Below are 4,338 nucleotides of genomic sequence, written 5' to 3' on the forward strand. Positions count from 1 at the left end.
CCGAGTTGCCGGAACCATTGTTGGAGCCGTTGTCACGGATCTCCACGGTCGGGTTGGCGTTGCCGGTGACGATGATGCCGCTCGGCTGCACCTCAACCTTGACGATGCCCTCCAGCGGGCTCTTGCCGTCCTTACCGCCACCGAGCAGACCGCCGAGAAGGTTGCCGAGGAGGCCGCCGGCGCCGCTGCCGTTACCGCCGCTGCCGCCTTCGGAGCCTTCGCCCTTGCCGCCACCGATCAGGTTGCCAATCAGGCTGCCCAGGCCGGTGCCGCCGGTCGCGCCGCCGATGATGCTTCCCAGCAGCGGGCCGAGAATGTCTGCTGCGGTACCTGCTACTTCAGCCGGGGTTTTGGACGGGTTCTTCGCAGCAATCTTCAGCGTTGCCTTGAACGTGTCCTTCGTGCCGTCGTCGTGGACCTGCTCGACGGAGACAGGCAGTTCAATGTCGCCTTCCGTGAAGGTGGTCGGCGGGGTGATGCGGACGCCGTCGGCGTCGGTGGTGACGCTCCAGCCGGTCGGCAGGCTCACGCCACCCTTGCTCAGGGTCACGCCCTTCGGCAGCTTGAGCGCATCCAGCGTCTTGGCGGAGGTGGACTTCTCAAAGTCGACCGGGTAGGTCTTCTCCAGTTCCTTTTCCCAATCGCCGACGGGGCGCTCGTCGATAACGTTCAGACGCAGCGTGGTCGTGAACGCCTCGCCCTCGGCGGGGGTCACCTTCACGGCGATGTCCTTGTTGCCGGTACCAAAAGCAGTCGCGGACTGCGGGCGAATCACGGTGAGGGTGCCGTTGTCGTTACGGAAGTTCCAGTTGAAGATCGTGTTCGTCGTCGGTGCGACGGTGTCACCCGGCTGCAGTTTCAGGCCTTCGACCACTGCTTCCTTCTTGTTCCAGAAGTTGGCGGTGTTGAAGCGACCGTTGAAGGCGTTTGCGGTTGTCTTCGGGGCATTGCTTGTCGACGACTCCTCCGCCGGCGGGGTAGCCGTCGTCGGAGCCGGCTCAGAGGTGGGCTCTTCTGCAGGAGCGGTCGTGGTCGGAGCGGGCTCCTCCGAGGTTGGGGCCTCGGGCGTCGGTTCCTCGGACGTTGGGGCCTCGGAGGTCGGCTCCTCAGGCGTTGGCTCCTCCGGGGTCGGGCAGGCGTCGGCAGGCTCGGTGAACGTGTTTCCCTCGGCCTTCTTATCCACGACGTTGACCTTCAGCGTGGTGTCGAAGGAAGAGCCGTCGGCCTTGGTTACCTTGACCGCAATGTTCTGGTTGCCCTTCCCGAAGGAGATCGCAGCTTCTGGACGGATGAGAATCAGGTTGCAGCCGCTGGTGCGGAAGCGCCATTTATTGCGGGCGAGAAGGAGTGCCGTTGCTTCGACCTTGTCGCCGGGCTCAAGCACAAGCCCTTCCACGACTGCTTCGTCGACATCCCAGAAGTTGGTGGTGGTGTAGGTGGTGTCGAACGCGCTGGCGTCGACAGCTGCCGCCACCGGGGTGATGCTGACGGGGGATACGAATGGCGCCACCAGCGCCAGGGAGAGCGCGCCCGCCGCGATGGATACGCGTCGGGAACGTACAGTTTTTGCCATGGGGGCTCCTTGGGTCTGGGCGATAACGCCGATTCCTGGGTGTTTCCGCGAGATGTATCGCAAAACGTTCGTAAAGTTTTACACATGCGTAATAAATGCGGAATAGCTATCTGGGAATAGCCCCCGCTCGGGTGAATATGAAGCCAGGTACGCTCGCGGTGTGAGAGCTATGCAAACGGCTGATTTGGCCAGTATTGAACGGAAGTTGCGGAGCCGCCGCCTATCCCCGCGTGATTTGACCGCTATGCAGCGCAAACTCGCGGGGATGGACTTGCGTGACATCGTCCGTTTGGTGGAGCGTCAGCCGTCGAGACGCGGTGCGGAGCTGGTGCGACTGCTGCCAGCGCCTCGAGCCGCTGTGCTTTTCGACGCCCTCGCGCCCGCCCACCAGGCCGAAATCGTCGAAGCCTTAGGTGATCATCAGATCCCCGGCCTGTTCGATGCCCTCGGCACCGAGGACTTGGTCATGCTGCTCGATCACATGGATCCGGAGGTGGCGGAGCGGGTTCTCAACGAGTTGGATGAGGACGACCGCGCCTACACAGACCTGATTCTCGCCTACGAGAAGGGGTCGGTCGGCCGTGTCATGTCGCCGAATGTGGAGGCGGTTGGTGCGACGGAGACGGCGCAGGAGGTCGTCGATAAGCTGCGCGCGCATGTTGATGACCTGGAGACGATCTACACCGTGCCAGTTATCGACGACATGCACCATGTCACCGGCGTACTCAGCCTGAAGGACCTGTTCAAGGCGCGTGCGGATGACGAGGTGGGCACCATCATGCGCGAAACCCCCACCGTCGTGGAGAGCGAAGACGCCGAGTATGCGGCGCGTCGCCTGCTCGCGTCTGGTCACCTCGCGTACCCGGTGGTGGATAACGGCCAGCACCTCGTGGGCATTTTTACTTACGACGAGGCCCAGGACATCGTCGAGTTCGCCGACAGCGAGGACTCCGCACGTCAGGGCGGTTCCGAGTCGCTGAAGCAGCCGTATCTGTCCACGCCGGTGCTCAACCTGGTGCGCTCCCGCATCGTGTGGCTGCTCGTGTTGGCGGTTTCCGCGATTCTGACCGTGCAGGTGCTCGGCATCTTTGAGGACACGCTCGCCCAAGTGACCGTGCTGTCCCTATTTATTCCGCTGCTGACCGGCACCGGCGGCAACACCGGTAACCAGGCCGCGACAACGGTGACGCGTGCGCTAGCGCTTCACGACGTGACCAAGGGCGACATCTTTAAAGTCATGTGGCGCGAACTGCGCGTCGGCGCGACCCTTGGTTCGGTGCTTGGCATCCTCGGTTTGGGTATCGCGTGGGCCGTTTTCGGGCAAGAAATAGGCATTGTGATCGGTTCCACACTTTTTTGTGTGTGCGCCATGTCCGCGACCGTCGGCGGCATCATGCCGATCATCGCTCGCGCAGTCGGCGCCGACCCGGCGGTGTTCTCCAACCCGTTCATCTCTACCTTCTGCGACGCGACCGGTTTGGTCATTTACTTCCTCATCGCCAAGAGTGTGCTTGGCCTGTAATGGTGTCCTGAACTGCCGTTTTGGTGGTGTGCCCTGTCGGGTGTAATGTTCTTCTTCGTTGCCAACAGGCACTGCGCCCGTAGCTCAACGGATAGAGCATCTGACTACGGATCAGAAGGTTGGGGGTTCGAATCCCTCCGGGCGCACCAATTTCGGGAAGGCCCTGCACAAACTGTGTGGGGCCTTCCCTTTTCGTATCCCTAGCGGTTTTTCTGAGACGTAATTACGGCAAAGATTAATAAACCCTTTAAATCTGAATAAACACTGATTAAGCAGGGGCTTTAGATGTGAGTGCGCTTGAAAGCGCCTGTCCAAGTTGGTAAATTATTTGGAAGTCTCGCGCGGAAGTTCGTGTTCTATGTACTTCTTGCTCGAATTTCTCCCGTTATAGAAAAATCAACCATTGGAGCAATCTTGAACAACGCTTCCTCTCCGTTCGATTTCAACGCGAACTTCTCCGCGCGCCGTTCCTCACGTCGCGGCTTCTCCGGTAAGCGCACCGCCATTGCAGGTATGACCGCAGTGTCGCTGGCGCTGTCTGGCCTGGCCGTGCCGAGTGTTGTTGGTGGGGAGGTGCAGTCTGCGTTCGCTCAAGTTAAGTCGCATGGCGATGTTCAGAGTCTTCAGGTGCGTAAGAGGCCCAAAGGTTGGATGGCTGCAATTAGTTTCAATAACCCGTCAGAGGGAACACTTGGGTCCTTCGATTTTTACGTCGAGGAAAAGGGTTCTAAGGTTAAAGCTTTTCCATCGTCCGAGGATGCCGTTCCAGTCCAAATCAAGAGGTTAACTCGCGGGAAAACTACCGCAGAGGGAACTGGATTGCTCTTTGCAAGCCCAGAGAAGCCGTCCGCAAACCAGATTCTGGGACGCGTAGTTTTTGATGAGCCGATTTCATATACCGAAGCTGACCAAATTCAGGTGTGGGCTTATGGGATGCGAGGCAAGTTGCCGGCAATCTCTGTTGGCGATGCGGGGATTGTCGAGGTGGACCCTGCTCCGCCGGCCTCTCAAACTAAACAAGATGTTTCAGGAAGGGTCACTGATGACAAGGACGCTGGTGTCGCAGGTGTTGAGCTGACCATCGGGGGTCAGAATGGAACTACTGATGCCTACGGTAGTTTCACGGTCAAGGATGTTCCCGTTGGTAATCAGCCTGTGAATGTGGTTTCTGGTGTGCCGCAGGGGTACACCGTGGTTGCGCCGCCGAGCGTTGATGTGAAGCCGGATGGTTCCACGAAGCCGG

2 protein-coding genes, 1 tRNA gene and 1 pseudogene are annotated in these 4,338 nt (G+C 59.9%); 3 read left to right on the top strand and 1 reads right to left on the bottom strand.

Features of this window, described 5'->3' with window-relative positions:
• Positions 1 to 1,573, bottom strand: a pseudogene (locus HMPREF2736_RS10990) (hypothetical protein); the annotation flags it as partial.
• Between the two features lie 169 nt (positions 1,574 to 1,742).
• Here HMPREF2736_RS10990 and mgtE point away from each other — a divergent pair.
• The 3 genes from mgtE to HMPREF2736_RS11005 all read left to right on the top strand — a co-directional run.
• A complete protein-coding gene (gene mgtE / locus HMPREF2736_RS10995) occupies positions 1,743 to 3,095 on the top strand; it encodes a magnesium transporter (protein WP_070829787.1) in 1,353 nt (450 codons plus the stop codon).
• 73 nt (positions 3,096 to 3,168) lie between these two features.
• Positions 3,169 to 3,244, top strand: a tRNA-Arg gene (locus tag HMPREF2736_RS11000).
• 148 nt (positions 3,245 to 3,392) lie between these two features.
• Positions 3,393 to 4,338, top strand: a 946-nt coding sequence (locus tag HMPREF2736_RS11005) for a carboxypeptidase-like regulatory domain-containing protein (protein WP_141761650.1), incomplete at its 3' end; no start/stop codon positions are given.

This window comes from Corynebacterium sp. HMSC036E10 (assembly GCF_001836265.1).
Lineage (GTDB): Bacteria > Actinomycetota > Actinomycetes > Mycobacteriales > Mycobacteriaceae > Corynebacterium > Corynebacterium coyleae.

Excerpts from the sequence above, each read along its gene's own strand:
- mgtE (WP_070829787.1), top strand. The coding sequence starts at position 1,743 with ATGCAAACGGCTGATTTGGCCAGTATTGAACGGAAGTTGCGGAGCCGC.